This is a genomic window from Nocardia sp. bgisy134 (assembly GCF_965341865.1).
Classification (GTDB): Bacteria; Actinomycetota; Actinomycetes; order Mycobacteriales; family Mycobacteriaceae; genus Nocardia.
The window spans coordinates 1-22,507 of sequence record NZ_CBDQZP010000038.1 but is presented as its reverse complement, the minus strand read 5'-3'; the positions used below and the strand labels follow the sequence as shown (position 1 = coordinate 22,507).

Genomic DNA, 22,507 nt, shown 5'->3' with positions numbered 1-22,507 from the left:
CGGACCGGCGACCGCAGCCGTTGCCGGACGGATCGACCGTCCCTGGAATTTGGTATGAACATCACCGCGTGGTTGGCCCTCGAGTATCGAAAGACGGTGTGTCAGTTAGCTCTCGGGGTGACGTGTGCCCTGGCCGGGGCTGCCTAGCATGAGGTCCGCCAAGCTGTTGGAGGACAAATGCTCGGATTCGGGAAGGTTCTCGGCTCTGTGTGCGTCACGGCGGCGTTGACGCTGTGCGCGTGCGGGACTGGCAGCGACGTGAGTACCCCAGCACCACCCGGCTACACCGATGTGCGCCTCATCCTGCAATTGACCGGTGCCTGATCACTCCATCGGCCGATAAATGGGTCGTGCTTCGCAGGGCCTGGTTGCTACCATGCAGTCATGAAGGTCAATTCACGAATCGCTGCCGCGGCCGCACGAGCTCTCAGCTCGCTGGTCGCTGCCGCCTGACCTCTTCTCCCATGCCGGCGACCGGAAACGGTCCGCTGGTGCGCGTCGGTCTTGTTGCCGGACTTGCCATGTGCGGTCGCTTCCGGTCGATTTCACATCGATGGAGCAACCACCATGATCACCACAGACCAGACCGTTCAGACCTTCCTCGACTTCTTCCACGAACGCGGGCATGAACTCACGCCGGGCGGATCGCTCATTCCGTCGCCGGGGGATCCGGTGCTGTTCACCACCTCCGGGATGCACCCGTTGACCCCATATCTGATGGGCCGACCCCAACCGCTGGGCCAGCGACTCACCAGCCTGCAGCGATGCCTGCGCACCACCGATCTCGAGGAGGTCGGTGACGACACCCACCTCACCGTGTTCGAAATGCTCGGGTCCTGGTCACTCGGCGACTACGGCGGCCCGCAGAGCCTGCGTTGGGGATTCGAACTGCTGCGCGACGGCTTCGGCATCGACCCCGGCCGGATATACGTCACGGTGTTCGGCGGTGACGAACAGGTCGAGCCCGACCACAAGTCGCGGCGCACGTGGGATGAGCTGGGCCTACCGGTCGAACCGACCACTGACGAGAACTGGTGGTCCAACGGCCCGACCGGACTCTGCGGACCCGATTCCGAGATCTTCGTCTGGACGGGAGACGAAATGCCGCAGGGCACACCGACATCCGATAACCGGTGGGTGGAGGTGTGGAATCACGTCATGATGCGATACGTCCGGCATCCCGACGGCAGCCTCGAACCAATGTGTCGGCCGGGCATCGACACCGGCCTGGGTTTGGAACGGCTGGTGCGAATCCTGGGGAACACGCAGTCCGTCTTCGAGATCGACGTTTTCCAGCCCTGGCTGACCACCCTGCCCCGAATCTGGAGCCCGCTGGACGAACCGTCGCTGCGACTGCTGTCGGACCATCTGCGATCCAGCATCGTCGTCCTCGGCGACCGGGTCACCCCATCCCCGTCCGGTCGCGGTCATGTACTCCGCCGTTTGATCCGCCGCACCCTGACCACGCTGTGGCGCGACGATCCGACCCGCACCCTGTCCGACCTGCCGATCGAGCTGGTGGAACACACCCTCGGGAACTTCCGGCAATCTGTTCACTCCCACGAGGTGCGCACCATCCTGCTCGATGAGGAACGCAAATTCGATCTGCTGCTCCAGCGCGGACGAAAGGTATTGTCCCACAGCCGTTTCACTGAACCCTTGACCGACGACGACTACCACTACCTGCACGACACCCACGGCCTGCCCCGCGATCTCGTGGTGTACCTGAACACCGAAGCCGGTGTCAGTTGACATATCAGGGCTGTGACAGGGCGAGCAGGTCCAACGGTTGTGCAAGTTCTGATGCACCAGAATAGGTCAGAATGCTCTAAGGAGTGTGTAACCGATATGTCACCCCAGCGAGTCGTACCATCTCCGCACTCCATGTAGCCGGAGCTGCGGATCACCCGTCGAGCTGATGCGGACTGACACGATCCCGCGCCTGATCTCGGGACTTCAAGGTTTCCCGACGGCAAGTCAAGAGCGCGACCGAGGCGGGGCGAGCCGCTACTTCGATCTACGCTCAGTGCCGGGCGCCGAACACGGTTTCCATTTGGACTGCCACGACACCCGCCGGCCGAATCCTCATTCCGCGGGCTGGCGCGCTTCCCTCGCGCCGACCATGCGCAGGGCGGTTTTTGCGTGGTGGTCACCGAGCTCGACGGGGGTGCGGTGATGGCCGGGTCGGTACCAGCGAGCGGTGTCGACGCAAATCGACAGCACCGCGATGCTGGTGGTGGCGATGTCGGGGACATCGAACTCGCCGCGTTCGACGCCGTCGGTCATGATGTCGCGCACGAGTTGGTTGAGTGCCCGCTGCTTGTCGAAGATCTCGGCTTGATGTTCGGGGGTCAACGCGTCGAGCTGATTGAGCACCACCCGTACCGACGCTCCGTGGTGGGCGAGCCACGCGGTGAGCGCACAGACCAGTGCGCGCAGGCGGTCGGTGGGTACCTGCGAGCTGTTTGCCGCCAAGACCGAAATTTCTTCGGTGAGGTCGAGGGCTGCGACCGCAATCCGGTGCAGTATCTCTTCTTTCGTCTTGAAGTGGACAAAGATCGCAGCCGGGCTCAGTCCCGCCCTAGCAGCGATTTCGCGGGTCGTTGTCGCATAGAAGCCGCGTTCGGCGAACGCTTCGATCGCGACGTGAAATATCCGGCGATAGCCCGCAGGGAATCTATGCCGCTCGATCTGCTGTTCCAGCGACCGGTTGAGGAGGCCCGGTAGAGCCTTCGCGGCTTCCTCTGCTGGTGTCGGCTTCATTCCCACGAGTCCCAACGTAACGACTCATCCTCGGTGCCAACAGGATTGGCTCCAATTTAGCTGGAGATTCGCGGCGAAGCAGATCGTTGACGGTCGTATTACCCGCCAGTACGGTGATCCGCGTCACGAGGTGACCGACCGCTTAGTAAGAAGCGGATCGGGGACCCTCCTCAGGTCGACACGAAGAAGTGTGATTCGCTATGGGCAATTGGAAGTCGTTCCCGCGCAACAGGTTCAGCCACGTTGCGCAGGTGTGTGCAGTCGTCTTGATGCTGGGAGGTGGCGCTATGGCTTCGGCAACGGCGGACCCGTCCACGACCGCACCTTCGACCACGGCACCGTCCACCGCCGCACCGGCACCGACCACGACCGCATCGCCCAGGACCGCGGCCGCGACGTGCACCGATATCGACGTGGTCGCAGCCAGGGGAACCTTCGAAGCCGAGGGCTTGGGTCGCATCATCGGCGAGCCGTTGTATGCCGCACTGCAGAAGGCCTTGACCGGCAAGACCACCAGCTCGTATGCGGTGGACTATCCTGCTAGCCTCATCCAGCCCTGGTCGGTGCAGCAAGGCAACCGCGACTTGGTCAACCACTTGAGCAGCCAAGCAGCAGCCTGCCCGCAACAACGCTTCATCCTCATCGGCTACTCCCAGGGCGCCAACGTAGTGGACAACTCGATCGGCATCAGCAGCGCGGGCGCTGTGGTCGGAGGTGACATCGCGGCCACGATCCCAACCGCGATCGAACCCAAAGTCGCCGCACTGCTGTTGTTCGGCAACCCGATCCGCGCCCTGGGGAAGAGCGTCACCGGAACCTACGCCAGCCGCACCCGCGACTTCTGCGCCTCCGGGGACCCGATATGCCAGGCCGGCGGCCTGAACGGCGCCGCTCACCTCCTCTACGGCAACGACGCCGCAGCGGCAGCCGCATTCGCGGCAACCAAGGTGTAGCCGGACGCCAGCAGCCCCGTTCCTTCCCGAACCAGGACAGGAACGGGGCTGCTCTGTTGCCGCGGCCACACAGCACGGCGACAGCCATCCGCAGATGCCGCGCCCCGCGAGTGACCGGTGAGTCCGACCCGAACATCGAGTGGCAATCGGAGCCAGCAAAGGACACGGCCACCGCGTCCTGTATCCGGAGTGGGCAAGGGCAAACACGATCATGCTGATTCCACGGTTACCGCGCGGTCTCCGCCGCGACCGCGGGCGTGCACACTGCACGTCATCAACGAGAATTCAGGGGTATGAACCGCATTCGGACCAACGGTGCACCGACACTTGCACCTGCTTCGCGGAGCCTTCCGGCCGTGTGGGTTCCACCTGATCTGGCCCAGCGGCTGCGAGATCAGCTCGGTTCCGTAGCCGCCGAGGTCGAGGACGCCGTCCGCGCCCAGGTCCCGGAGTATGCCCAGGCCGAACATGCCTTGGGCGACAAACTCCGCATCGGTGTGGTCCAGGCGCTGACCCTGTTCGTCGAGTATGTCGCCGAATCGCGTGGCCAGGATCAGGAGATTATGGCGGCGTACTACGAACTGGGGTGGAATGCGGCCCGTGAAGGCCGAAGCCTGGAAGCGGTGCAATCGGCGCTACGGGTGGGAGGCCTGCATGCCTGGCGGTTGATGGGCCGCACCGTAGAGAAAGTAGGGCTGGACTCCGCAGTGGTCTCGACGCTGGGTGAGTTGGCGTTTCGCACGGTCCACGAAGTCGCCGAGGCGGCGTCGGCCGGCTACGCAGAGGCGCGGCTACGCGACTCCGACGAACTGGAACGCCGCCGTCGGCATCTGCTCGATCTGCTGATCGGTGACTCGCCCACATCGCCGGATGTCATTCGCGAGCTGGCCCACAGCGCTCGATGGAACATACCCGAACATGTCGCCGTCGTGGTTCTCGCAGCACGGGACTCGGACGATATCCGCGAGAACCCGACGCCGACACTGCTCGACGCCCTAACTGATATGGATGCGCACCCACCGCGGCTACTGCTTCCGGACCCGAACTCAGGGCGAATCAGCGAGCGGGCCCTGACCCTCGCACTGCGCCATCGCCCAGCAGCGATAGGCCCGACCGTGCCGCTTTCCGAGGCAGCGAACTCACTGCGCTGGGCAACACGTGCTCTGCGCCTAACCGAGAACGGCATCCTCCCCGGCGGGGGCATCCTGCGATGCGCAGATCATCTCTCGACCCTGCTGCTGCACAGTGACCAACAACTTCTGCGCCACCTCAACGCGCGTGCCCTCGCCCCCATCAGCGCGCTGCCGGAGGCTCAGCGCGCGCGCCTCTGCGAGACACTTCTGATGTGGCTGCTCCTCGGGAGCAATGTCGCTGAAACAGCCGTCCGCCTCAATGTCCACGCGCAGACGGTCCGGTACCGGCTTCGGCAGCTCGAGGAACAATTCGGTGACGCGCTCTACGACCCGCAAACGCGGCTCGAGCTGATTCTCGCCCTCCAGGCCGTCCCCTTCCCGACAGCGAGTACGGTCACCGGCTGACTTGCATCGGTGACAAAAGAGCGCGCCACCCTTGTCCGCGGATGACAAACACTGGCACGATATTCCACTCATCGCACCGCAAAAGATCGCTGAATTCCTTTGCTATCGGGCATAGCTCCCGTTCGAGGCTGACGCATAGATTCGTAGCACCCGATCACCGGTGCACCACGCGCCTCAACGTGAAGGAACCACCTTGAAGTTCGAATCTGTTACCGCAGCGCCCATTTCGAGGATGGTCGCTAGGTCGGCGCCGGAGCGCCGTACCCGATGGACCGCCGCGTTGGTCGCTGTGGCTGGGCTCGTGATCACAGGCACCACGGTGGGCTTCCCGTTCAGCGCGGCGACCGCATCGGCGGCCTCGTGCACAGACGTCGATGTCACCTTCGCACGTGGCACCCTGGAGCTGCCCGGCCTCGGCATTGTCGGCGGCCCGTTCACCCAAGCTCTCATCGCCGAACTGCCCGGCAAATCTGTAACCACCTACGCTGTCGACTATCTCGCCGACCCCGCCCAGCTCAGCGCGGGATCCGGAGCAACGAAAATGACCGAACATGTCATTTCAGTGGCGGCGCGATGCCCGAATACGCGTTTCGTCATCGGCGGATACTCCCAGGGCGCTACCGTGACCGACATCGCGGCTGGCATCAAGACCGTCCTCGGTTCCGGCACAGCCATCCCCGCCTCGCTTGCCTCGCGCGTCGTCGCCGTCGTGACCTTCGGTAACCCGATTCGGCTCACAGGTAAGACCATTGCCGCCGGCAGTCCCACATACTCGCCGAAGTGGGCCGACTACTGCGCTTCCGGAGATCCGGTGTGCAACAACGGGGTGAGCGCTCTGGATCACGTCGCCTACATCGTCGACGGCTCCACTGAGGCGGGCGCGAAATTTGCAGCCGCCCGCGTACTCTCAGCCACCAGCTGACCCTGGACGGCAGCGACGTCCACCCGCGTGGGCCATTGCTCACAGGCCGTCGGCAATGCCGGTCGGGCCCACACGGCGAGGGCAGCCGGCTGGATCCTCGAATCAGCACGAGCTGAATGAGCCCGCGGGTCGAAGCCTCCGTCTACGATGCCTTGATCGCGTCGTACAGCGGGTAATCCGTTGCGCAACATACCAATTGATGACTCCAGATCAACCCCATTGTCGGGTTGACCTATTGCGGTGAGCGGTCCGGATCATTCCCATCAACAGATCCTCCGATGCGGGGATGATACGAGGAGCTCGCGATGACCACTGTCCGAGGACGATTCTTCGGCTGGTCGCCAGTCCCGGGGACGGACCGACCAGAGCTACCGTCACAGGATGCGTTCTGGCGTGCACCAGCCAACCTTGCGGCCCATCCACCCGGCACGATCCTGCGCAGCCGACCCGTGAAAATTGCACTGATGGGCGTTGTTCCGCAACAGGTTTCGGCCTGGCAACTGCTCTACCGCAGCAACGATCTGCACGGACAGCCGGAGGTAGCGGTGACCACCGTAATGCTTCCCAACGGCGCGGCCCGCGGAACCAACCGACCTCTGCTGGCCTTCCAGTCCGCTATCGACGCGGTCACTGACCGCTGTGCACCCTCATACGCGCTGAGACGTAGCGCGCGAGCACTGGGGTCTGTCACCCAGCTGGAGTGGATGTTGGTCGCTAACGCCCTGCGTCGCGGTTGGGCCGTGAGCATCGCCGACCACCAAGGGCTGCATGGCAACTTCGGGGTTCCTCGCGAGCCTGGCTACCGCGTCCTTGATGGAATACGCTCAGCGCTCAGGTTCGGGCCTCTCGGATTGAACATCGATACCCCCGTCGCGGTGTGGGGCTACTCAGGCGGCGGTATGGCGAGTTCCTGGGTAGCGGAGATGGCACCGACTTATGCACCGGAGCTCGATATCGTCGGCGCGGTCCTCGGTGCGCCGGTAGGGGATCCAGGTGAAGTGTTCGCGCGTCTCAACGGTGGATATTTCGCGGGTTTCGGGGCAATCGTGATCGCGGCGATACGTCGTATCTACCCCATTCTGGATCGAATCATCGACGAGAACCTCAGCCCCGAAGGACTCGAGTTTCTCGAACAGGCGGCCAGGATGACTCCCGTGGCGGCGATCTGGCGGCTGGCCAGTCAGAATGTCGACGACTTCCTCCGTCGGCCATTGGCCGAGATATTGGCCGAACCGGACCTGCAATCGATGCTCGGCGATCTCCGATTAGGTCATAGGACGCCTGCCTGCCCGCTGCTGGTGATCCAGCCTGTGCACGACCAAGTCGTCCACCTCGAGTGTGTCGAGGGCCAGGTCGACCGATATCGCCGAGGAGGTGCCACGGTCACCTATGTGCGCGATAGCTTGAGCGAGCATTTCACGTTGCTGCCTTTGTCGACGCCGATGAGTCTGAATTGGCTGGAGGATCGTATCGCGGGTATCCCGGTCACGGACACGCGCACCCATACGTTCCGGTCTGTCGCGCTGACGTTGGCAGGCATACGCGGAATGGCTGAAATAGTCGCAACCGGAACCAGGGTCGTACTTGGACTGTCACTGCACGAAAAAGTCCCACGCCTGCCGGAAGCACCTTCTCGCTCGCACGCTCAGCCTGCCCTGCGGAGTACTGAGCGCTGATTGGTGACCGATCGGCGCCAAAGCCCAGCCGCGCACGACAGTAACCAGCCAGGGACAACTCGACCCATCCTGAAATCGGCAATATGGTGCGTTTGGCCGACCCAGAGGAGTAGGGCCAGTTGATCTTCCATAGCCCAGCGCTGGTTGCTTCGGACCGCGCGGAATCGCCCAGCGGCTGACGCGAGTTCGGGGATTCGTGGCCGAAAGCGCTGGCCTGCAACGAGCCCGCCAGCGTGGCAGCTGGCGGGCTCGGTGAGGGGCAACGGGCCGTCTCCGTCGTGGACGCGGCGAACAATGTCGTCCACAGACCGGCTCGGCGGGATCCGGCGCGCCGCGACCACGCCACCTGCGTGAGACTTTCCGCTCACGCCCACCTGTCACCGCTCACCGGCTCAGGCGAGCATTTGAGGAGTGCGTAACCGATATGTCACCCCGGCGAGCTGGGCAACTTCCTCGCGGCGCAGCCCCGGCATTCGGCGTACCCCGCCCGTGCCGCCGATCTGCATGTCATCGACGTTCAGGCGCGCGCGGCGGGTGCGTAAGAACTCCTTCAGCTCGGCATTGTGCTCCATGGATCCAGTCTGACGGACACGGCAGCCACAGATCGCAACCAAGGTCGGTCTGCTGGACCCAGGTTCGCCGAACCTAGGTCGAGCAAGGCGCAATTAGGCCGGCCGCGGCCCCTGTTCCCGCTGTTGTATCGAATGCGCGGCGCATCCGCCGCGGACGACACACAGGAGAGATCACACCCATGACTACTCACAACACCTCCCCGCTCGCCGGCCGCGTTGCCGTGGTGACCGGTGCCTCCAGCGGCATCGGCGCGGCCACTGCCAAGCGGTTGGCCGCGTCCGGGGCGGCGGTGGCCGTGCTCGCACGCCGGGCCGATCGGCTCGAACTCCTGGCCGAGGGGATCGAACAGGCGGGCGGGACGGCGCTGGCCCTGACCGTCGACGTCACCGATGCGCAGGCCCTGCGCACCGCGGCCGAGCGGGTGGCCGCCGAACTCGGTACCGCCGATCTGCTGTTCAACAATGCGGGTGTCATGCTGCCCGCACCCGTCGAGGAGCTGCCGGTCGAGCAGTGGCAGCAGCAGATCGATCTGAACGTGACCGGCCTGATGAATGCCATCGGCGCGTTCCTACCGCAATTGATCGCCGCGGCCGCGGACAAGGGCGTGGCCGACCTGGTCAACACGTCCTCGATCGCCGCGCAGAACCTGTTCCCGAATTTCGCGGTGTACTCGGGCACCAAGGCCTACGTGACGCACCTGTCGCGGACCCTGCGCGCGGAACTCGGCGCCAAGGATGTTCGTGTCTCCGCGATCGAGCCGGGCATCGTCGGCACGGAACTGCAGAGCCACGTCACCGACGCCGGCGCCCACGAATGGCTCGAGAGTTCGAAACAGGCGATGACCTGGCTCGATCCGGAAGATATCGCCGAGGCCGTCAACTTCCTGGCGTCCCAGCCCGCGCACGTGAACCTGCAGCAGGTCACGATCATGCCGACCCGGCAGCCGTCGTAAGCCATTCATCCGGGACGGCGGGGTGCCCCTTGCGCAGTCGGGTGGTTGCCGCAGTGACAGGCGTCGGGTCTCACGCGACGCCTGTCGTCGGCGGGAACGCTTGCCGCGCTGGCTCCGAACCTGATCTGGCGGCTCTCGATGCTCTGGCCGGCATTGCCGCAGCGGTCGATGTTCTGGTGGACCGAGTCCTTCAGGAGCTGGCTTGCTTGCGGCGCTGCCGAAGAGCGCGCATCGACACCTGCGATCCGCATCCGGGGCTGCAGTAGCGCGCCGCCCGGTTGCGGGTGCGATCGATGAAGCCGAAGTGGCACGGCGGATTGCAGCATGCCTTGATCCGCATCCAGTCCCCGCGCTGCGCCGTCTCGGTCACCGCGGCGAGAACGGCACCCAAAGCGCCGGGGACACCGGTCGATCCGGCGAGAAGCTGAGCCGTTTCCGCGGTGACGACCGTTGTGAGCGGATAGCGCACACCGGCCTGCAGCAGATACCGTTCCGCCTCGGCGATCTGGGCGTCACCGATATCTGGATCACCCGAGTGTGTCAGCAGCACCGTGACCAATGCGTCGCGAAGCTCACGCGCAGCCACCGCGTCGGAGTCGGTCACCACGATGGCGGCGTCGACCAGGCCATGCTCGATCGCCCAGTCCGCGAATCCCGAAGCAGTGCCGAAGACCTCGACACGCCCCGCGCCGTCGGCTCTGGTGTTGACGAACTGCAACACCAAGGCAGCCGCATCATCGCTCCACTTCGGTGCCTCACGCGTCGCCTCCACTCCTCCACGATACCAACACGACAAGCGGCTAACCCAGTTGATCACAACATCTGCGCTGAAACGACTTGAAACGTTGTTAGCTAAACGGTTACGCTCACAACATGACGAATGCAGGAAACACCCCACCGATCTGGTTCATCACCGGCGCCTCCTCGGGCATCGGACGCGAGCTCGCAGTTCAGGCGCTGACGGCCGGAGAAACTGTGGTCGCGGTGGCTCGACACACCGAAACTCTCTGTGACTTGGGAGAACCCGACCGACTTCTCACGATCGAGGCAGACGTGCGCGACGAGACAGCCGTCGCGAAGGCGGTCGAGCAGAGCGTGGCTCGCTTCGGCCGCATCGACATCGTCGCCAACCTCGCCGGCTACGGACTCTTCGGAGCGGTCGAGGAAGCAGCCGACGCGCAGGCACGGGCGATCTTCGACACCAACGTCTTCGGCGTACTCAACGTGCTGCGCGCGACACTGCCGGTGCTGCGGGCCCAGCGGTCCGGGCACATCCTGCAGGGCTCGTCCTACTACGGCCAGACCGCAGATCCCGGCGTCGGGCTGCTCGCAGCCACCAAGTACGCCGTCGAAGGGCTTTCCGACGCGCTCGCAGCCGAAGTGGCGCCACTCGGAATCCACGTGACTCTCGTTCAGCCCGGCCTCACCGCAACGCCTTTCCTGTCCAACCTCGACACGGCTACAGCAACCCACGCCGACTACGACCAGACGGTGCGCGCTCTACTGCTGGCGATCCAAGCGCTGCCGGCATCGGCGTTCTCCGGCGTCGATCGCGTGGCCGCCGCCATCCGCACAGCCGTGGCCGGCGACACCCCGCCCCGCCGCCTCGCCCTGGGCATCGCCGGCGCCGACAGTATGCGCACCGCGCTCACCGCACGCCTCGCCGAACTCGACGAATGGGCGACCCTCACCAGCCTGGTCGACGCCGAGCCCCGCGTTCACGTCCACACCGGATAGACAACCCCCGCAGGCTGCGGCCGCTGTTGCAGGATTGCCGACGTGGTCGGCAAAGTAACGGATGACCGGGCCGCGGACCCTGGTCGCCCTGAACCCTCAGCGCTTGGTGCGTGCCAGCAGTCACCGTTGGTGGTGGACAGACTCGTGTCGGTCCACCACCGCCGGGACCGGATGGAAAATCGCCGGACGGCGCAGTCTACGCACCCGCCTGAACGAACTCGCCCGCCCCGACACACCTTTCGACGCGCCGCCGCCGTGCTGGCGCACTGGGTCGAGCCCGAGTTGGTCGCCGATATCGAATACCGGGAAGCTACCCCCGAGGGACTGCGTCATCCCAGCTGGCGGGGTATCCGTATCGACAAATCCCCCGCCGAGATCAAGACACCGGATCTCTGCAGCTCGGCGCACAAGTCGACATGACCTGGTTGGGCCCACATCGCCGTGGCCGAGTAGCCTCATCTCCGATCGTTCGAAACATCAAGGGGGAGAATCCATCATGCGTCGTCACCTAGGGGGATTCACCGTCGGCATCGCAGCGGCAATTGTGAGCCTGGCGAGCTCGGGCACCGCCGCCGCTTACCCGAACATCTACGAGGGACTCGAGATCGGCGAGTGCGCCCTCTACGATCGCATGAACCAGGTCGGCGGACCCGCCGATTGCGATTCTGTACAGGCGAATTATCGCCTGGTGGAGAAGTATCAGCTCGCGCCGGAAACCGCGGGCATGGAATGCGGTGATCCGATGGCCGCGGTCTCCTACCACCATCGCACCGATGACGGCGTCCGCTTGGCCCTCTACTGCTTCGCCAACAACTTCCGGGTCGGTGATTGCTGGAACTTCACCGATGTCAGGGAAAGGCGTCGCGTCGACTGCGACGCGCATGAACCTGAAACAAGCCGCCTCACAGCGGTTTACGAAGGCGTCTCGAACGCTGCCCGCTGCCACGACCAGAACACCGACGCCGTGGTCTGGGACAAGCCTCGGCTCACCGTCTGCACCACACCGGGCTAGGGCTACTACACGAACATCGTCGATCACTTCGTGGTGATCACGAGGTCTCACGCTGCCCTGCTCGCGCTGACGGTGACCGACTGACAGCGTCTGACCAACTCGAGCCGTCCATCGGACGACCCGACGGGGCGTGTTCCTCCGACACGCTCACCGTTTGGACACGCCGATCCGGTGACGTCACTTTTCATCGATGAAAACAACACTTGGACCTGCTCCCTGACGTCGCGGTCCACCGATGAACGACGTTGGAATTCACCGGCACAGCCAGGCAGTGATCGCGCGCGTAGTCGATGTCGCTGTGCTCGATCGTTTGTTGGCCTCTTTGCCTCGCCTGCACGTTGAGCGATTATCCGGCCGAAGACATCGTCAGATGCACATAGCTACATAGAACCATTCCACTGTAAGAGCACCTCTGTTTGGCTGCCGGTTGACGATTACCCAGCCCCAGCTCCCGGCCTCGGCTGTCGCAGGCCCAGCAGGGCGCACTTCATACAACAATGGAACGGCCGCTTTCCACGCGCCACGGCGACGTAGAACAGCTCACCGGCGGCTCGCCGAAGACACTGGGTGAGTATCTGCCAGGCCCACTGATCCCCGGCGAGCCGCACCGAATTACCTCGGTGCTCATGGCCATCGATCAGCACCCAATCCGAGCGCTGACGATACCGTCATCAAGACAGTCGCCAGAACGCCCACCACTCCAGCGAAGCCGGGCTGCGATGCGGCGTTTCACAGACGCGGCTATTCGACGGTCATCTCCCCCATTTCGGACCAGTCGGTGGCATCGATGGTCTGACTGATAATGCGCGGGGTCTGCGCGAGGGCCGCGGGAAGTTCGGCCATTGCGGCCTTGAAGTGAGGGCTGCCGACGTGTGCACTGCCGGCGGCCTGGTCTCGGAATGCCTCCACCAGGACGAATTCGGTCGGGTCGTCGACGCTGCGAGACCAGTCGAACCAGAGGTTGCCCTCCTCGGCTCGGGTAGCCGCGGTAAACGAGCCGACGATGTCGAGCCATTCGTCCGCCCGTTCGGGCTTGGTCTTGAATTTGACGACGATGAAGATCATCACGCGCCTCCTACGGTTGGTCGGGATGCCGCGACACAGCCACTGGCTGGTTCAAGGCTACGACGGGAGATGCTCAGGAACTCAGCTGGCCAAAGACGGTGTCTCATGTCGCCGATTTCGCTTTCGCGACCTTCTCGTAGCGGGTGAGTGCGGCAGCGAGTGAAGCTCATGTCCCTGGCGGCTTCGAACAGGTCGAGTACGGGAAACCGGTTGACCGGCCCGTGCTTCAGCGGGTGAGGCCGGCCTCATGGTCGGCGGCAGCGATTGCGTCGTGAAAGCGCTTGTGGACCCAATGGCGCTGGCCCAGGATGTTCACCTGCCCCCATAGGCCGGAGACCGGACCGAGCTGGGTGTGTCGCGGCAACGCGCCCACCAGCTGCTGCGGCTTGGCGCCGCCCGACAACTTGCTGCTCTCCAGCACATATATGGCGTTCTGAGTGACTGCCACGCAACGGTACTTGTTCCAGAACATCGTAAGACCAGTGAGATATGTGATGAGGAAGAAGACGAAGCTGGGCGCGGTCTGGCAGATGAACACCTGCCGGATTTCACTGCCTGCGGGAAGCAGGGGTGCCGAACGCTCGACCAGGTCCTTCCGTGACTTCGACCGCGCTGGACGATCCGGGTCGGGGCTGCTTGTCACTCGAAAATTCTTACCACGTCCGCCCTGAGACCGTGTCTTCGGTGGATTTCCGGCGAAGTCCGCGAGCATTGTTGCGACAGGGATGATTCGGGGAGAGATCTGGGCTCCGATGTGATAGTCGTACAGGGTGGATGGGACTCCATTCGGGCGGTACCGGCTGCTCGAGATGCTCGGCGCGGGTGGAATGGGGCAGGTCTATCGGGCCTACGACACCGAGACCGATCGGGTGGTGGCGCTCAAAGTGCTGGCGCAACATCTGGCGCACGACCCCAAATATCGCGAGCGATTCCGGCGGGAGGCGCACGCTGCGGCGCGGTTGAGCGAACCGCATGTCGTCCCGATCCACGACTATGGCGAGATCGACGGGCGCCTCTATCTGGACATGCGGCTGGTCGAGGGTCACGACATCGCCGCCCTGCTCGGCACCGGACCGATAGCGAAAGACACTGCGGTGGAGTACATCCGGCAGATCGGCTCGGCCCTCGACGCAGCGCATCGGGCCGGGCTCGTGCACCGCGATGTGAAGCCCTCGAACATCCTCGTCACCGCGGGCGATTTCGCGTACCTGATCGATTTCGGGATCGCTGTCGGCAGCGGCGACTCCAGCTTGACCACCACCGGTGCGGCAATCGGCAGTTTCGCCTACACCGCACCGGAACGGCTCCTGCACGGCGCCTGCGACGCCCGCTCGGATGTGTACTCCCTGACTTGTGTTCTGTACCAATGCTTGACGGGCTCCCAACCATTCCCCGGGGACAGCATCGAGCAGCAGATCACCGCCCACTTGAACGCGCCACCGCCACGACCGTCCGCATCGGCAGCGGTGCCTGCCGCATTCGACGCGGTCATCGGGCGGGGAATGGCGAAGAACCCCGACGACCGTTATCGCACGGCGGGGGACCTGGCCACGGCGGCGCGAGCCGCGCTCCGCGCCGCACCCACAGCGACACCCGCACCGTCCAGGCCGGCCACCACTCGGATCAATCCGGCCTCGCAACCACGAAGCCGCAACCGGCCCGGACCGACGTGGATCGTCGTCCTCGTCGTCGTGGCCGCCATCGCCTGGTGGGTGACCAGCGATCGTACGCACCACGACTCACCCCCCACGAGCCCGACATCGGTCACCTGCGCCACTGCGGCACCGACATCGGCGAGCAACCCGGGCGTCCCCACCGCACCTGCGCTGGGCTCGCCGTCCGGGTCGTGTGCGCGCTGAGCTTCCGCTGCGATCGCCACGGACACGAAGTAGCACAATCACGCCGCTGCTCCGACAATCATCCCGTCGTGGCTTCGCTCGTCATCGCGGTGACCGGTATCAGCAGAATCGCCATCGGTATCGCGACGACGAACGTCAGCAGCAGGCAGAAAAGCGAGGTCGAGGAGCCTGGCGGCGAGGCGACCGGTCACGGGCGGATCGACATGCCCCGTGACCGCGACAGCATCTTCGAGCCGCAGATCGTCAAGCAACGGTCGTGCTCGGACCTGACGCCCTGGCTCTGCTGTCGCGACAACTACTCTCCCGCGGCGGCTGCGATCAGCAGGCGGTACAGCACTGCGCGATCGGTCGAATCCAGTACGCCGATGGTCTCTTTCAACACCTCGTCCATCAAACTCGCGCCTGCGCGGCGCACCCGCTCCCCCTCACCCGTTGGCCGATGCCGCACGGCTCGTCCGGGGCTGGCGACGCGTTCCAGCAGGCCGCGTTCGATCATGCGGGAGGCCAGCGTCCCCATCGACTGGTCGGTCTGAAAAGTCAACTGCGCCAGTTCGTGCAGCGACGCCTCCGGACGCTCATGCAGATTCCGCAGCACATCCCACTGCGCGATCGACAAGCCCACCTCGGCCAGCCGACGATTGGCCTCCCGATGGTGTCGCCACTGCAGGCGCTTCACCGCCTGCCCGAGTTGCTGCAACGAGGGTTCCACCGGCCGATCATAACCCACGAAATCAGGTTGTTGATATAAGGAACCTTATATAAGCTTGCTTACATCGTTGGCTTGCCCAGAAGAACGGAAACACTCCGATGACCATCCACCGCTTCACCCTCGACAACACACCCATCGAGCTGACCGTCACCGACCACTGCAATGGACGGCCAGTGCTCCTGCTGCACGGCGGCGCCGGGCCACTCTCGGTGTCCGGCTTCGCCGCGTTGCTGGCCGACCGCTTCGAACGGCGGGTGATCGTCCCCACTCACCCCGGTTTCGACGGCACACCGCGGCCCGAAACCCTCACCACCATTGCCGATTTGGCGCGGCTGTACGTGGAGCTGCTGGATCGACTGGAATTACCCGATGTCACCGTGATCGGCAATTCCCTCGGCGGCTGGATCGCCGCCGAGATCGCCCTGCTGTCCAACGAACGAGTCGGCAGGGTGGTCATCGCGAACGCCGCCGGCCTGGATCTCCCAGCCACCCCGATCGCGGACTTCTTCGCCCTGACCATGGACGAGGTCGCCGACCTCAGCTACTGCCACTCCGACGCCTTTCGCATCGACATGAATTCCCTTCCCCCGCAACGACTCGCCACCATTGCGGGCAACCGCGCCACCCTGCAGACCTACGGCGGCACCGCCATGACCGACCCCACCCTGCTCGACCGCCTCCCGGCCATCACCACCCCAACACTGATCACCTGGGGTCAGTGCGACCGCATGATCCCTCTCACGCACGCCACCGCCTACGCGAACGCGATCCCCGGGGCACGCCTCGAAATCATCTCCGACGCAGGACATCTCCCCCAATCGGAGTCCCCCGACACCCTCGCCCGCCTCGTTATCGAATTCGACGGGAGTGCCGGATGAACGGCCCACTTTCGGTGGTGATCAGGTACCGGTGACGGCACGATGTGCCGGTGTTTTTGGTGAATGTTGCTGCCGTCGTCGTCTTTTCATGGTTACGCCCATTGGTGGTTCAGGATGTGGTCGATGAGGGCGAGCGGATCTTGGTGCGGGCGCGGACGCCGGATAGTCCAGCCGCTTGCCCGGGCTGCGGCGCAGAATCAACGCGGTTGCACGCGAGTCACCATCGGACCGTGGTCGACGTTCCGGTCGACGGCTGGTCCGTCATGCCACGGGTCCGAGTTCGGCGACCGGTGTGCCCAACACAGAACTGCCGCAGGACGTTTCGAGAACAGGTGCCCGGTGTCCTCGGCCGCCATCAGCGTCGCACCACACGTGTGACGCAGCAGGTGCAGTCGGTCGTGCGCGAGATGGCCGGACGAGCCAGTGTGCGGCTGCTGTCAGCGATGGCGTTCCGGTTGTCGCGTCATACCGCGATCCGGGCGCTGCTGGGTATTCCGCTGCCGAATCGGCCAGTGCCGAAAGTGCTGGGCGTCGACGACTTCGCGTTGCGTCGCGGGCAGCGGTATTCCAGCGTGCGAAAGCCCGGAGTTCAGCGGAAGTGAAGGAGTTTCAGTGGGAACTCGAGGGCCGGAGGGCTTTCAGACCGAGGATAGTGCTTGAGTTCGTGTTGATTCAGGGGGTCTGGTGGAGTTCGGCGGGTGTGGTGAGGAGTTGGCGGGCGGCGGCCGCGTAGCGGATGGCGGTGCCGGGGCTGATGCCGAACACGGCGGTCAGGTGGAGTGGGTCGGGGCCGTGGGTCAGTGATTCTTCGAGCTGGCGGTCGATGTGGAGGCGGTCGAGGGTGGCGGTGAGTCCCCAGAACGCCTTGGTGATCCAGACTCGCCCGACGGGGATGTCGCGGACAGCGGTGACGCGGTTGATCAGAACGTGGGGGTTGGCGGTGCTGGGCCAGTGCGTATGGCGGTAGGCCAGCCATTCGGTCAAGGCCCGATGGGTGAGGTCGTCCAGCGGACGGGTTCGGTCGGCGATGGTGAGTTTGCGGTTGCCGAGGTCGATGTCGTCGAGTTTGAGTCGTCCGATGTCGGTGGTCCGTGCGGCGTGGATTGCGGCGAGGGCGAGGGTGAGTCGGGCAGCTGGTGTGGTGGCAGCGTTGGCTGCTTCGGTGATCGCGGCGCGGTTCAGGGGCTGCAGGACGCTGTAGGTGTTCGGCCCGACCGGGATCCGAGCGGTCGGGTTGCGGAAGACGACACCGGTTTTCTTGGCGAAGGCGAATAGGGACCGCAGAGCGATCAACGTGTGACGCCGCCGGCTGCCGCGCAAGGCATCCGTGACCGCGAGGATGTCGTCGCGGGTCACTTCGCGGAGGTGGTCGTAGCGGATGGACCAGTCGAGCAGAGCTGGCCGGATGGAGTTGAGGTAGGCCCGCCCGGTATGCGGGTCGCGGCGCCGGGTGCGGCGCCCGCCATGTTGGAGTGCTCGGGTCCAGTTCTCGACCTCGCGGCTGATGCCGGGTGTGACGCCGTCGAGCTTGCGGTCGAGCCAGGTGTCGAACGCGGGAACACGGTCGTCATCCAGCAGCGCGAGGTGGTTGAGGACTTCCGCGACGCGCCCGTGGTGGCGAACGATGGTCGCGAGTTCGGAATAGCGGACTTTCTCGCCAGGGACACGACGGGACAGCACGACGACCAGTCCGTGTCCGACGGCTTTGATCAGCCAGTGCGACCATCCACGTGCTTCGCCGAAATCTCTTGCGATGCAACGGGCTTGAATAACGATCGGATCTGCGGGGTCTGCATGGGTGTTGCGGTCGAACCGGCTGTAGTCACGGCGAAGATCCAACGGCAAGCACAACTGCTGCCCAGGCGGAGCCGTCGTCGTCGCGGGCTCGAGCGGGCGGGCCCGCTGGCCGCGTGTCCCAGCTTTGCCGAGACGAACCCTGCCGGGCACCCGGTAATGGTCGCGGTGCATGCGGGCGAAGAACAGCTGCTGATAGCGCACCGCGCGCAGAAAAGGTTCGGAGACTGCGGTTTTCCCGGCCGCCTTGGCGGCGGCGAGTGCCTGGGTCCGACACAAGCGGCAGTAGCCGTCCTTGACCGGGACGATCCGACGGCAGGCGTTGCAGCGACCGGAAGGGTGCAGGTTGCGGAAGGTATAGCAGGAGCGGCAACAGGTGCCGGGCAGCACGCCCCAGCACAGACACTCCGCGCAACTGGCCGCCGCCTTGTCCGGCCGGATCCCGCCCATCAGATCGGCGGCAGAGAACGACCGTCCCGGCGTTTGGGCACCACCTGCCCGCTGGAAGCCGATAGCGCGGCTGGCGCGGCGTCCGCGCCGTCGGGTTGGCGGCTGACCTTGTCGGGTTCGGGGAGCAGCAGCTCGCCGACCTCGCAATTCAAAACGGTGCAGATGACATCCAGGTCGGCCAGTTTGATACTGGTCAGCGAGTCGGTCGACCACAACCCCGACATCTTCCCGGCGCTGATGGTCAGCCCGTGCTCGGCGAGCATGCGCTGGAGTTCGCTGGCCTTCCAGATACCACGGTTGGCCGCGGCCAGACGCAGGTTCCATTTCACGACAACAGCCCTCCCAGCCGGTCCGCCGCGCGTTGCTGGCCGGCGATCCAGGCATCTTCGATATGCGTGCGGTGGACATGGATGTAGTGCATCGTGGTCGCGACCCAAACATGGCCGAGGGTCTGCTGGATCGCGATCAGATCCATCCCAGACAGATAGAGCTGGCTGGCGCAAAAGTGCCGCAGGACATGGGGAGTGAGTCGATCCGACCACTCCGGCAGATGCCGTGCGGCCGCGCCCGCCAGTGCGGCCCGCAGTGTTTCACTGCTGATGCGGGCCGCCGACCCATCAATGTTCTTGCGTTCGGACGGGAACAGGGGCGCGCCGAGACGGCGATGGTCGTCGCCGAAACAACACCAGACGTCCTCGACGAACCAGCGCAGAGCCCGGTCAGCGTTGTTGATCAGCGGCACCATCCGCTCACGGGGCCCACTGCCACGAGTCCCTTTCCCATGGCGCACATGCAATTTGCCGAACCGGCCCAGATCCCACTTCACATCCGCCAGGTCGAGGCTGCGGGTCTCGTTGACACGGATCCCGACATCCGCCATCAGCCGGGCCGCGGCGAAATTGCGGGCCGTCGGCGCGAACTTGCGGCAGCTGATCAGCTCCTGACGCCAACCGGTGAACAACCGGTCGATCTGCTCGACACTGGGCGGGATCCGCAGCGCGGCGCGCTGCTGCCCGCGTGGCCGGTTGATCTCGTCGATCGGGCACTCGACGACTCGCCCTGTCAGAATATGGATTTCGACTGGATAGCGCAGTTCCAGGAAGCTGAAGTAGGTCTTCAGCGCCTGTGCCCGCGCCAGCGAAGTGTTCCGCGGCGCCGACCGCAACACACGACCGAAATATGCGTCGGCATCCGCGGGTTCCATATCCCATAACGGGCGCCCGAACCACGCCCGGATCTGCTCGAGATTCGACAAATCGGCGCGAATCGTGTTGTCGGCCAATCCTGCTGCCGCTCGCGCGAGTACGAAGCCCGACAGCGCATCGGTCTCGAACTCGGCGATCTGCTCCGGGCTCGCCGGAACCCGGCGATCACGCAGTTCCCGCACCGCGGCCAATCCCACCCGAACCTCCTCGCCTTCACCATCCATGCACGAGCGACGGAGAAGACGATAGAACTTCAGAAAGCCTGAAGAAGGCTCAATCAGCCGAATGATCTCTCTATCGACCGAAACCCGCTGGCCTGGAGATTGATCGCTGCCTCTGACCTCAGGGAACTCCGGGATTGTTTCTTATGATCGACGCCGCCACCCACGAATGGATCGACGTGCTGCCCGATCGCAAGCTCGATTCATCGCGGGCATGGTCATACGAACATCCCGGTGTCGAGATCATCGTGCGCGACGGCTCTACCGCCTGATGCCAGGGGTGCCCGACGGGCGCTCCCCGGGGCCGTGCAGGCCTCCGATCACTGGCATCTGTCGAACAGGCTGGGCCGGGTAGTGGATTAGGCGGTCGTCGCCCACAGCGCTTGCTGGGCCGAACACGGACCGAAGCGGTTGACGGGCGAGCAATCCACGCTCGAGCGCTGGCATGCCATTCACGACGGGTCCGCTGTCCTGTGCCAGATGAGTTGGCGCACAAGCTAATGCCTGTTTTCCGAGGTCGGCCCGTCACCGGTCTCCGATCCCGGCCCGTGATCGCCGGTGGTGTTTCCCTGCTCGGCGTTCCCGTATCGGGGTCGGTGCGTTGATCTGGGCTCACAGTGCGTTCGTCGACCCTTCTTTCCCGTTGTCCCCCGTTGGCCTTCCCGAAAGGGAATCGAGCAGTTGTGTGAGCACCTGGCGGTCGTCCTCAGCTAGACGTGCGGTATAGGGCGCGAGGGCCGCGTGGATCTCCTCCTGCACCCGTTGCACGAGTTCGCTGCCCATCGGAGTGATGAACACATCGACCACCCGGCGATCCTGCGGCGACTTGCCCCGCGCCACGAGGCCTCGACGCTCTGCCCGTTCGACGAGGCCCGACATCGTGGACTTGTCCAGCCCCAGGAACGCCGCCAGATCGGTCATGCGCGGTCGGCGGTCGCGCAGCAGGCCGAGCAGCCGCAGTTGGGTGAGGGACAGATCGTGCTCCGAACCGATGCGGGTGAGCACGGCCATCACCCGGAATGACGTCCGGACGAGAGCGTCCTCGAGCGCGTCGTCAGATCCCATGCCCGGATCCTACTTGACATAGTTTGCATTACCAACCAAACTCAATTTAGTTTGCAATACCAATCAAATACGAGGAGTTGCCATGCACGCCGCTGTTGTCACCAGCTTCGACGCTCCGCCGCGGTACAGCGAGTACCCCGCCCCGGTCGCCCAGCGGGAGAACGAGATGGTCGTGGACGTTCTCGCGGCAGGTTTGCACCAACTGGTCAGGGCTCGGGCGAACGGCACGCACTACAGCAGCACCGGCACGTTCCCGTTCGTTCCCGGCGTCGACGCCGTCGTACGCGACCAGCACGGAAATCTCAGGTACACGGTGGTGGACGACAGCGACCTGGGCACGCTCGCCGAGCAGACGGTGATCGACCCCCGCCGCAGCGTGCTACTGCCGGACGACGCCGACCCGGTGCGCATCGCCGCCGCGATGAACCCGGCAATGTCGTCCTGGGTCGCGCTGCGTCGCCGTATCGCGTTCCGGAAGGGTCAATGCGTCCTCGTCCTCGGCGCCACCGGCAGCGCCGGCCGGATGGCGGTGCAGATCGCCAAACGGTTCGGTGCCGCATACGTGATCGCCGCCGGACGCAACGCTTCCCGGCTCGAGGCACTGCACGACCTCGGCGCGGACGAAACAGTGACCTTCGAGCGCGCCGACCGCGCCGCCGACGTCGACATTGTCATCGACTACGTGTGGGGAGAACCGTCCGCCCGAGCGATGACCGCGATGATCACCGCCCGCCGCGACCGCAGCGCTCCGCTGGACTGGATCCAGATCGGATCCGTCGCCGGTCAGACGATTCCCGTCGACTCCTCGCTGCTGCGCGCGTCGCGGCTGCAGATCTGCGGCAGCGGAATCGGCTCGGTACCGGCCCGCGACTTCCTCGCGGAGCTGCCGGAACTCGCCGCTGCGGTGCACACCGACGCGATCGCCGTGCAGGCCCGTCCCGTGCCCCTCGCTCAGGTCAGCGAGACATGGAATGCCCAAACCGATGACCGCATCGTTTACGTCCCGTAGCGCACCAGCCCGCCAGTCCACCGCCGTACGTACCGCATGACACCACCTGCCGGGGCGGGCACCTCATCGGCACCAGGGTGCCGTCCACGATGACCACCTGGTCCTCGGCGTGATTGGCCACGTAGA

General features: G+C 64.8%; 24 protein-coding genes and 1 pseudogene. 14 read left to right on the top strand and 11 right to left on the bottom strand.

The genetic code is table 11. The features are described from left to right. Positions 1–567: 567 nt before the first annotated feature. Positions 568–1,752, top strand: a complete 1,185-nt coding sequence (locus tag ACRWNM_RS36000; RefSeq protein ID WP_431972634.1) for an alanine--tRNA ligase-related protein — start codon at positions 568–570, stop codon at positions 1,750–1,752. A gap of 333 nt (positions 1,753–2,085) precedes the next feature. Here ACRWNM_RS36000 and ACRWNM_RS35995 read toward each other — a convergent pair whose 3' ends face one another. Next, positions 2,086–2,763, bottom strand: coding sequence for a TetR/AcrR family transcriptional regulator (locus ACRWNM_RS35995; protein ID WP_431972636.1), 678 nt, complete (start codon positions 2,761–2,763; stop codon positions 2,086–2,088). Positions 2,764–2,963: 200 nt separating this feature from the next. Between ACRWNM_RS35995 and ACRWNM_RS35990 the strand changes: the two genes are divergently transcribed. The 4 genes from ACRWNM_RS35990 to ACRWNM_RS35975 all read left to right on the top strand — a co-directional run bounded on the left by ACRWNM_RS35990 (position 2,964) and on the right by ACRWNM_RS35975 (position 7,852). Beyond that, complete coding sequence (locus ACRWNM_RS35990) at positions 2,964–3,716, top strand: cutinase family protein (protein WP_431972633.1); 753 nt, start codon at positions 2,964–2,966, stop codon at positions 3,714–3,716. Between the two features lie 356 nt (positions 3,717–4,072). After that, on the top strand, positions 4,073–5,254 hold the full coding sequence (locus tag ACRWNM_RS35985; RefSeq protein ID WP_431972632.1) for a helix-turn-helix domain-containing protein: 1,182 nt from the start codon (positions 4,073–4,075) through the stop codon (positions 5,252–5,254). A 319-nt stretch (positions 5,255–5,573) separates the two neighbouring features. Next, on the top strand, positions 5,574–6,176 hold the full coding sequence (locus tag ACRWNM_RS35980) for a cutinase family protein (protein WP_431972631.1): 603 nt from the start codon (positions 5,574–5,576) through the stop codon (positions 6,174–6,176). A 305-nt stretch (positions 6,177–6,481) separates the two neighbouring features. Continuing rightward, positions 6,482–7,852 (top strand): lipase family protein, encoded by a 1,371-nt coding sequence (locus ACRWNM_RS35975; RefSeq protein ID WP_431972630.1) that lies wholly within the window; start codon positions 6,482–6,484, stop codon positions 7,850–7,852. Positions 7,853–8,244: 392 nt separating this feature from the next. On the opposite strand, the gene ACRWNM_RS35970 is transcribed toward ACRWNM_RS35975, so the two are convergent. Then, positions 8,245–8,424, bottom strand: a complete 180-nt coding sequence (locus ACRWNM_RS35970; protein ID WP_431972629.1) for a hypothetical protein — start codon at positions 8,422–8,424, stop codon at positions 8,245–8,247. Between the two features lie 179 nt (positions 8,425–8,603). Between ACRWNM_RS35970 and ACRWNM_RS35965 the strand changes: the two genes are divergently transcribed. Further along, on the top strand, positions 8,604–9,377 hold the full coding sequence (locus tag ACRWNM_RS35965) for an SDR family oxidoreductase (protein ID WP_431972628.1): 774 nt from the start codon (positions 8,604–8,606) through the stop codon (positions 9,375–9,377). A gap of 190 nt (positions 9,378–9,567) precedes the next feature. Here the strand turns inward: ACRWNM_RS35965 and ACRWNM_RS35960 are convergent, their stop codons facing one another. Continuing rightward, positions 9,568–10,149 carry a CGNR zinc finger domain-containing protein gene (locus tag ACRWNM_RS35960; RefSeq protein ID WP_431972627.1) on the bottom strand — a complete coding sequence of 194 codons (582 nt, stop codon included), beginning with the start codon at positions 10,147–10,149 and terminating at the stop codon, positions 9,568–9,570. A gap of 101 nt (positions 10,150–10,250) precedes the next feature. Between ACRWNM_RS35960 and ACRWNM_RS35955 the strand changes: the two genes are divergently transcribed. From ACRWNM_RS35955 to ACRWNM_RS35945, 3 genes are all read left to right on the top strand, one after another. After that, positions 10,251–11,114, top strand: a complete 864-nt coding sequence (locus tag ACRWNM_RS35955) for an SDR family NAD(P)-dependent oxidoreductase (protein WP_431972626.1) — start codon at positions 10,251–10,253, stop codon at positions 11,112–11,114. A 171-nt stretch (positions 11,115–11,285) separates the two neighbouring features. Then, entirely contained in the window at positions 11,286–11,534 is a 249-nt protein-coding gene (locus ACRWNM_RS35950) for a hypothetical protein (RefSeq protein WP_431972635.1), read from the top strand. Positions 11,535–11,610: 76 nt separating this feature from the next. Then, entirely contained in the window at positions 11,611–12,126 is a 516-nt protein-coding gene (locus ACRWNM_RS35945; protein ID WP_431972625.1) for a hypothetical protein, read from the top strand. A gap of 741 nt (positions 12,127–12,867) precedes the next feature. Here ACRWNM_RS35945 and ACRWNM_RS35940 read toward each other — a convergent pair. Further along, positions 12,868–13,191: a putative quinol monooxygenase gene (locus ACRWNM_RS35940; RefSeq protein ID WP_431972624.1), complete on the bottom strand. Its 324-nt coding sequence runs from the start codon at positions 13,189–13,191 to the stop codon at positions 12,868–12,870. 226 nt (positions 13,192–13,417) lie between these two features. Beyond that, positions 13,418–13,834 (bottom strand): hypothetical protein, encoded by a 417-nt coding sequence (locus ACRWNM_RS35935; RefSeq protein WP_431972623.1) that lies wholly within the window; start codon positions 13,832–13,834, stop codon positions 13,418–13,420. Positions 13,835–13,961: 127 nt separating this feature from the next. Here ACRWNM_RS35935 and ACRWNM_RS35930 point away from each other — a divergent pair, with 127 nt between their 5' ends. Continuing rightward, positions 13,962–15,050 carry a serine/threonine-protein kinase gene (locus ACRWNM_RS35930; RefSeq protein WP_431972622.1) on the top strand — a complete coding sequence of 363 codons (1,089 nt, stop codon included), beginning with the start codon at positions 13,962–13,964 and terminating at the stop codon, positions 15,048–15,050. Between the two features lie 38 nt (positions 15,051–15,088). Here ACRWNM_RS35930 and ACRWNM_RS35925 read toward each other — a convergent pair whose 3' ends face one another. Both ACRWNM_RS35925 and ACRWNM_RS35920 read right to left on the bottom strand, forming a co-directional pair. Then, entirely contained in the window at positions 15,089–15,301 is a 213-nt protein-coding gene (locus tag ACRWNM_RS35925) for a hypothetical protein (protein WP_431972621.1), read from the bottom strand. Between the two features lie 44 nt (positions 15,302–15,345). After that, positions 15,346–15,759: a MarR family winged helix-turn-helix transcriptional regulator gene (locus ACRWNM_RS35920; RefSeq protein WP_431972620.1), complete on the bottom strand. Its 414-nt coding sequence runs from the start codon at positions 15,757–15,759 to the stop codon at positions 15,346–15,348. 98 nt (positions 15,760–15,857) lie between these two features. On the opposite strand from ACRWNM_RS35920, the gene ACRWNM_RS35915 reads away from it, so the two are divergent. Then, positions 15,858–16,637: an alpha/beta fold hydrolase gene (locus ACRWNM_RS35915; protein ID WP_431972619.1), complete on the top strand. Its 780-nt coding sequence runs from the start codon at positions 15,858–15,860 to the stop codon at positions 16,635–16,637. A 44-nt stretch (positions 16,638–16,681) separates the two neighbouring features. Beyond that, a pseudogene (locus ACRWNM_RS35910) lies at positions 16,682–17,212 on the top strand (transposase family protein); the annotation flags it as partial. 97 nt (positions 17,213–17,309) lie between these two features. Here ACRWNM_RS35910 and ACRWNM_RS35905 read toward each other — a convergent pair. From ACRWNM_RS35905 to ACRWNM_RS35895, 3 genes are read right to left on the bottom strand one after another with little or no spacing between them, the layout of a single operon-like run. Next, complete coding sequence (locus ACRWNM_RS35905; RefSeq protein WP_431972618.1) at positions 17,310–18,881, bottom strand: hypothetical protein; 1,572 nt, start codon at positions 18,879–18,881, stop codon at positions 17,310–17,312. Next, positions 18,881–19,210, bottom strand: a complete 330-nt coding sequence (locus ACRWNM_RS35900) for a helix-turn-helix domain-containing protein (protein ID WP_431972617.1) — start codon at positions 19,208–19,210, stop codon at positions 18,881–18,883. The genes ACRWNM_RS35905 and ACRWNM_RS35900 overlap by 1 nt, the downstream gene beginning before the upstream one ends. Continuing rightward, positions 19,207–20,283: a tyrosine-type recombinase/integrase gene (locus ACRWNM_RS35895; protein WP_431972616.1), complete on the bottom strand. Its 1,077-nt coding sequence runs from the start codon at positions 20,281–20,283 to the stop codon at positions 19,207–19,209. The genes ACRWNM_RS35900 and ACRWNM_RS35895 overlap by 4 nt, the downstream gene beginning before the upstream one ends. A 170-nt stretch (positions 20,284–20,453) precedes the next feature. On the opposite strand from ACRWNM_RS35895, the gene ACRWNM_RS35890 reads away from it, so the two are divergent. Continuing rightward, complete coding sequence (locus tag ACRWNM_RS35890; protein WP_431972615.1) at positions 20,454–20,579, top strand: hypothetical protein; 126 nt, start codon at positions 20,454–20,456, stop codon at positions 20,577–20,579. 340 nt (positions 20,580–20,919) lie between these two features. Here ACRWNM_RS35890 and ACRWNM_RS35885 read toward each other — a convergent pair whose 3' ends face one another. Beyond that, a complete protein-coding gene (locus ACRWNM_RS35885) occupies positions 20,920–21,372 on the bottom strand; it encodes a MarR family winged helix-turn-helix transcriptional regulator (protein WP_431972614.1) in 453 nt (150 codons plus the stop codon). An 82-nt stretch (positions 21,373–21,454) separates the two neighbouring features. Between ACRWNM_RS35885 and ACRWNM_RS35880 the strand changes: the two genes are divergently transcribed. Continuing rightward, on the top strand, positions 21,455–22,381 hold the full coding sequence (locus ACRWNM_RS35880; protein ID WP_431972613.1) for a zinc-binding dehydrogenase: 927 nt from the start codon (positions 21,455–21,457) through the stop codon (positions 22,379–22,381). Positions 22,382–22,507: the final 126 nt, after the last annotated feature.